Origin of the sequence: Sphaerisporangium melleum, from assembly GCF_014646695.1 — a bacterium.
GTDB classification, from domain to species: Bacteria; Actinomycetota; Actinomycetes; order Streptosporangiales; family Streptosporangiaceae; genus Sphaerisporangium; species Sphaerisporangium melleum.
This window is the reverse complement of record NZ_BMNT01000001.1, coordinates 334,273-340,272: the sequence shown is the minus strand read 5'-3', so window position 1 is coordinate 340,272 and position 6,000 is coordinate 334,273. Positions and strand designations below refer to the sequence as shown.

Below are 6,000 nucleotides of genomic sequence, written 5' to 3'. Positions count from 1 at the left end.
GGCGGCGGAGGCGGGCCAGGCTCGGCCGGAGGTCGGGCAGGTCGGCGGGGTTCAGCCGGGCCCCCGAGGGAGTAGGGAGGGCGAAGGCGACGGCCTTGGCCAGGGAGCCGGTGGTGGTCGTGGTCGTCCAGTACGCCTGGCAGTGGCCCTCGGACAGTTCGTAGGCCAGGAGCAGGCCGCGGCCGTTCTCGGTGAGTGCGGGCAGGTCCGGCTCGGGCAGCGTTGCGAGCCGCTGGAAGGTGTCGCGGATCTTCTCCGGGAACGGGTCGCCGTCCACGACCTCGCACCACGCCGGGACGCCGTCGATCCGGAAGACCCGCAGCTCATGCGGGCGGCGGCCGTGCCGCTCGGCGTTCGCGGCCAGCTCGCCGACGACGATCTCCGCGTCGGTGACCGCGTCGCGGCCCACCCCGGCACGCTGGAGGACCTCGCGGACGACGGCACGCGCCCGCCGAGCCGCAGACCCGAACGGCAGCACCTTCACGAGCACCCGGATGTCCGGCCCCCGCTCCACAGGGCCCGGGTTCTGGGGAGCGGGGGCGGGCGGGGGCGCAGGCGGGCACTGGGGCCCGGGCGTGGTGGTGCCCGGTGCCATGGAGGGGACGCCGGTCAGGGTCTCGTCGGGGGAGGACATGGCGGTGCTCCGTTCGCGGTCGGTGACGGTGCACAGCAGGAAAGTCCGCCCGCCGGGCCCCGTGAACGGCGCGGCATGCGCGTTGATCGTGAGCTTCGGAGCCGGGACGTCGACGGCCGGTCGATCTCTGGTCGTTTGACCGGAACGGCTTGGCGCGCGGGCTCGGGGGGTGTAATCGTCGTCACGTTCAGTGGTCGGTCGATTACCAAGGGGGCTCACCGTGGAGGCACAAGGACTGAAGACCGGGCGTCCTGAGCTGGTCCGGGCTCGGCTGCGCAGGGGCTTGAGCCAGGAGGCCGCGGCGGAGGCGGTGGGGGTGTCGGTGACGACCTGGGCGCGGTGGGAGCGGGGTGAGCAGGGGGTACGGGCCCGGCATCGGGCGCAGCTGGCGGCGGTGTTCCGGGTCGAGGCCGCCGACGTGGAACGGTGGGTAGACGGGTGGTCCTTCCCGGAGACATCTTCCTGGCCGCTCGCGGAGTGTGGTGATGGGTCGGTGGCGGCTACGGTGAGGTCGGCCGACCTGCTGTGGAGGTTCGAGATGGACGCGTCCCGCCGTCACCTGCTGGCCTCGCTGCCGTTCGTCCCGGCGGCGCTGGGGGAGTGGCTGACCTCCTGGACGTACGACATTCCGGCCGCGTCGGCCGCGCACGCGGGGTCCGGCCGCGCGGTGGGCATGGCGGACGTGCGGCGCATCAACGAGGCGCGGCAGGCGTTCGGCCAGATGGACCACCAGTTCGGCGCCGGCCTGGTCCGCCCGGTGGTGCTGCGCTACCTCAACGGCAACGTCGCCCCGCTGCTGCAAGGCCGCTATGACGACAAGGTCGGCTCGGAGCTGATGAGCGCGGCGGCGGGCATGAGCTGGATGGCGGGCTGGACGGCCTTCGACCTCACCCGCCACGGCCAGGCCCAGCAACACTTCGGCCAGGCCCTCAAGTTCGCCAAAGCAGGCAACGACCCTCTGACAGGGCTTTGGGTGCTCGCCGCACTCACCCGGCAGGCCATCCACATCGACCAGCCGGCCTGGGCGCTGAGGCTGTCACGGGCCGCGTCCGACAACGCGCGCCGTGTGGAAGCCCCGCCACGGGTGATGGCGGTGCTGCTGGTCAGGGAGGCGTGGGCGACAGCTCTGCAGGCCAATCCCGCTGAGTCGGGGGACAGGTACGCCGCCAAGCAGGTGGAGCAGTTGCTGGGGGAGGCTGAGCGGGCGTACGCGCACGGCGCCACGGACGCCGATCCGGCGTGGACGGCGAGGTACGACGAGGCGGAGATCGGCGCGGAAGCCGGCAACTGCTGGCGGCTCCTTGGCGACCACCAGCGAGCACTCGCCAACGCGGAAGCGGCCGTGGCAGAGTTCCAGGACCGTCTTCCTCGATCCGCCCAGATCAACCGAGTCCACGCCGCCGACGCGCATCTCAAGCTGGGCGATCTGGAACAGGCCCTGGAAGTGGCTCGTCCGGCCATCCTCGCGACCAAGGCCCTCACCTCTCCCCGCACGGTCGACTTCCTCAAGAGCTTCGACCGCAACCTCGACCCGTACGCCGACACCGTCGCCGTCCGCGAGTTCCGCGACCACCTCCGCACCGAACTGGCCGCCTGAGGCCTCTACCGCCTAAGCGATGGGACCCTCGCAGAAGGCCTGGTGGACCGGCTAAGTTCCTGACCATGACGTCGGCGGCGTTGGGAGGCCGCGCGCAGCGCAAGATCCTGCTTGATCTGTTCAGCGAGCAGTTCGAGTGCGCGGACATCCCGCGTTCCTCGGTCGCCGCGACGATGCTATTGCAGGTCGTCGACGGGATGCGTACAGGTTGCCCGCTCTTCGGCCCGGACGCTGTCCAGGTCGATGCAATTCTCGACCACCTCCTCCTGCGTTCATGACGCCCACGCCACGCCGTCTTCGGATTCACCCTCGTTCACCGGGATGCCGCATGAGAAGTGCCGAGTTCAGCACCACGACCACCCTGCCCGCCGCTGCCGAGGAGGTGTTCGAGCACCTGGCCGACCCGAACAACCACGTCGGCCTGTCCCCGCTGGTCGTCGAGGTCCGCGACATCCGCCACGGGCCGGACGCGGTGCGCTTCACGGCGGTCGAGCGATTCACCTTGGGGCCGTTGCGTCACGACAACGTCATCGAGGTCACCCTGCGTCTGGGGGAGGGCACCATCACCGGGGACGTGGTCAGCCCCGGCGGCGTCCGGGTGGCTTACGGCTACCGCGTCGACCCGGTGCCCGGAGGCACCCAGGTGATCGACCACTACCGGCTGTCAGCGCCCTTCGGGCTGCTGCGGTTCGCGATGGGCCAGGCGAAGAAAGTGCAGGCGGCACGGGGCCGGGAACTGGCACGTCGATTCACGGCCAAGCGCTCTCAGGCGTGACGAGTTCGCGGTTCACATGGGTGGCCACAGGGCGAGCATGGCGCGCCTGTCGAGATCCGGTCCGTGTCGGGGACAGCGAGTATCAGACCGTCGAAGACCAGCCGGGCTGCCGGGGCGGAACCGCACAGGCCCGCTCGGAGTCGTGATCACGTGGCTGAGAAAATGGTTGGACGGGATGGTGTTCGGGCTTGTAGTTTGCGGTTGACCGTGACACCGCCTGAGGAGGTGAGACCCATGAACGCTGTATCGACATGGGTGCTCCCCATTCCCGTCACGGCCGGCGATTGACGTAGGTGTCGCCGGGAGCGCCTCGCCAACAGGCACTCCCGAAAGGCAACACCTATGGAATCTCTGCAGGTCCCCGCCGAGTCGCCGTCGAACGGTACGGTCGAGCGCGACGTCTCTGGACTCCGGTCGGCGGCGTCTGGCGCCGACCACGCGCCCGTGTTCGATGTGATCATCGCCGGGTGCGGGCCGACCGGTGCGATGCTGGCAGCCGAACTGCGGCTGCACGACGTGCGGGTACTCGTCCTGGAGCAGGAGACCGAGCCCAAGTCGTTCGTCCGTATCGTCGGTCTGCACATGCGCAGTCTCGAACTGATGGCCATGCGCGGCCTGCTGGAGCGCGTTCTCCCGCAGGGAAGACGGCGTCCGGCCGGTGGTTTCTTCGCCGCCATTCCCAAGCCCGCGCCCGAGGGCCTGGATTCCGCGCACGCCTACCTGCTGGGGATCCCGCAGCCGGTCATCGAGCGCCTGCTCGAAGAGCATGCGCTCGAACTGGGCGCGCAGGTCCGGCGCGGTTGCGCGGTCGCCGGCCTGGAACAGGACGACGAGGGGGTGACCGTCGAGCTGGCCGGCGGGGAACGGCTGCGTTCGCGCTATCTCGTCGGTTGTGACGGCGCGCGCAGCACGGTGCGCAAACTGCTCGGCGTCGGCTTCCCCGGTGAGCCCTCACGGAACGACACGCTGATGGGCGAGATGGAAGCAGGCGTTCCGCAGGAGGAGATCGCCGCCAAGGTGGCCGAAATCCGGGAAACCCATCAGCGATTCTGGCTCCGGCCCTTCGGCGGAGGCGTCTACAGCGTCCTGGTCCCCGCCGCGGGAGTCGGCGACCGCGCGCAACCGCCCACCCTCGAAGATTTCCGGCAACAGTTGCGCGCCATCGCCGGAACCGATTTCGGCGTGCACTCCCCGCGCTGGATGTCCCGATTCGGGGATGCCACCCGGCTGGCCGAACGTTATCGCGTCGGCCGGGTGCTGCTGGCGGGCGATGCGGCGCACATCCATCCGCCCATCGGTGGCCAGGGCCTCAACCTGGGCGTTCAGGACGCGTTCAATCTCGGCTGGAAACTGGCCGCACAGATCCGCGGCTGGGCGCCGGAAACACTGCTGGACACCTACCAGGCCGAACGGCATCCGGTCGCCGAGGACGTGCTGGACAACACCCGCGCCCAGATGGAACTGCTGTCCACCGAACCGGGCCCGCAGGCCGTGCGCAGGCTGCTCACCGAGCTGATGGACTTCGACGAGGTGAACCGCCATCTGATCGAGAAGATCGCCGCGATCGGCATCCGCTACGACTTCGGCGAAGGGCCCGACCTGCTCGGCCGCCGCCTGCGCGACATCGACGTCAAATCGGGCCGCCTCTATGATCGGCTGCATCGCGGCCGTGGCCTGCTGCTGGACCGCACCGAACGCCTGACCGTCGGCGGCTGGTCGGACCGGGTCGATCACCTCGCCGACTCCAGCGCGGCACTGGACGTTCCGTGCGTCCTGCTCCGCCCCGACGGTCACGTCGCCTGGATCGGCGACGATCAGCAGGACCTGGACGACCACCTCTCCCGATGGTTCGGCGAGCCCACCGGCTGAGTTCGCTCGGCTGCTCGCCATCCGTCCGGCACGACCCACGAGCCCTGCTCGGACGTGAGCGGCAAAAGGACCCGTGACAGGCACAACGCCCGTCACGGGTTCCCTGCCGCACGACCCCTCGTCGCAACGCCGATCACTGACTGGAGCTGGGTGGCTGTAGCGTCATCGGAAACGTCGCGAGAGATGGCGTTGGAACATGCGTTATCAAGATCGGGCGCAGTGGCGAGGCGTTGTCGTACCCATTGGCTACACCGCTCAGGCGGCGGCGCGGCGGCGCAATTTGGCGGCGACACGGCGGCGATTGAGAATCAGGTGGCCGATCACCAGCGGTAGGAAGACCATTCCGGACGCCGCATGGACGCGCTCGACGAGGCCGCCCGCACCCGCCAGCCATACCGGGAAACCCGACACCATGGCGATGACGAAGGTCGAGGCCAGCACGGCGTTGTAGATCACGAGCTTGCGCTCGGGATGCCTCGTGCGCTTTCTGGCCGCGGACGTCACCCAGTGCCGCTGCGAGTACACGTGCCACGCGATGACACCGAGCGTGCCGATCCCGACGATCGAGTGCCACGTCGCCCCCCATTCATGCGACGCGAACGCGATGAATGCCGTGAACAGCAGGCCGACAGTGACCACGATCGTCTGCATCCGGCGGCTGCCGGCCCGCCGGCCGGGTACGGATCTGCCGGCGGGCTGAGCAACAGGTGCCGCGCGTTCCACGGGAAGGGACGAGTTCCTCGGTTCACCCGGGAATGACATGATCCACTTCTTTCTTCGAAGAGTGCCGGGCCGCGCAGGGGCGTGAGCTCTAAGGCTCACCGGCGTCAAAGGAGAAAACATCCGTCCTGAGAATGGTCTGGGCCTACCGCGGTCGCAGCAGGCGTCCGGACTACCGCATCTGCGGACAGGCCGGGCGCGGACACGACGAAGTCGCCGCGCGAAAACGCGCGTAGCAGCCCGGGCGAGTTCGGCCGGCGTCATCTACGCGACGTCGGGCCGGGTCATCAGCGGCGACCGCACGTGCAACGCCAGATCAGGGCCGGTCAGGGGCACGATGTGCCACGTCGCCACCGCCGTTCTGGTCTTCCCCTGGACGGACATGAGCTGCATACGGTCGGAGGG

The 6,000-nt window shown here is 69.4% G+C and carries 6 protein-coding genes; 4 read left to right on the top strand and 2 right to left on the bottom strand.

Annotation, left to right across the window (positions count from 1 at the left end):
- A partial coding sequence (locus IEY93_RS01830) for an ATP-binding protein (RefSeq protein WP_189161135.1) occupies positions 1-634 on the bottom strand: 634 nt, incomplete at its 3' end.
- Positions 635-854: 220 nt separating this feature from the next.
- On the opposite strand from IEY93_RS01830, the gene IEY93_RS01825 reads away from it, so the two are divergent.
- The 4 genes from IEY93_RS01825 (at position 855) to rox (ending at position 4,875) form a co-directional block, all read left to right on the top strand.
- Entirely contained in the window at positions 855-2,231 is a 1,377-nt protein-coding gene (locus IEY93_RS01825; protein WP_189161134.1) for a helix-turn-helix domain-containing protein, read from the top strand.
- A 65-nt stretch (positions 2,232-2,296) separates the two neighbouring features.
- The gene (locus tag IEY93_RS01820; protein WP_189161133.1) at positions 2,297-2,509 is read left to right on the top strand and encodes a hypothetical protein; all 213 of its coding nucleotides are present in this window, start codon (positions 2,297-2,299) and stop codon (positions 2,507-2,509) included.
- 50 nt (positions 2,510-2,559) lie between these two features.
- Positions 2,560-3,006: an SRPBCC family protein gene (locus tag IEY93_RS01815; RefSeq protein ID WP_189161132.1), complete on the top strand. Its 447-nt coding sequence runs from the start codon at positions 2,560-2,562 to the stop codon at positions 3,004-3,006.
- A gap of 444 nt (positions 3,007-3,450) precedes the next feature.
- Positions 3,451-4,875 carry a rifampin monooxygenase gene (rox, locus tag IEY93_RS01810; RefSeq protein WP_203967915.1) on the top strand — a complete coding sequence of 475 codons (1,425 nt, stop codon included), beginning with the start codon at positions 3,451-3,453 and terminating at the stop codon, positions 4,873-4,875.
- Between the two features lie 255 nt (positions 4,876-5,130).
- Here the strand turns inward: rox and IEY93_RS01805 are convergent, their stop codons facing one another.
- Positions 5,131-5,526 (bottom strand): DUF4405 domain-containing protein, encoded by a 396-nt coding sequence (locus IEY93_RS01805; protein WP_189161130.1) that lies wholly within the window; start codon positions 5,524-5,526, stop codon positions 5,131-5,133.
- Between the last annotated feature and the right edge of the window lie 474 nt (positions 5,527-6,000).

Excerpts from the sequence above, each read along its gene's own strand:
- IEY93_RS01820 (WP_189161133.1), top strand. The coding sequence starts at position 2,297 with ATGACGTCGGCGGCGTTGGGAGGCCGCGCGCAGCGCAAGATCCTGCTT.
- IEY93_RS01815 (WP_189161132.1), top strand. The coding sequence starts at position 2,560 with ATGAGAAGTGCCGAGTTCAGCACCACGACCACCCTGCCCGCCGCTGCC.
- IEY93_RS01805 (WP_189161130.1), bottom strand. The coding sequence starts at position 5,526 with ATGCAGACGATCGTGGTCACTGTCGGCCTGCTGTTCACGGCATTCATC.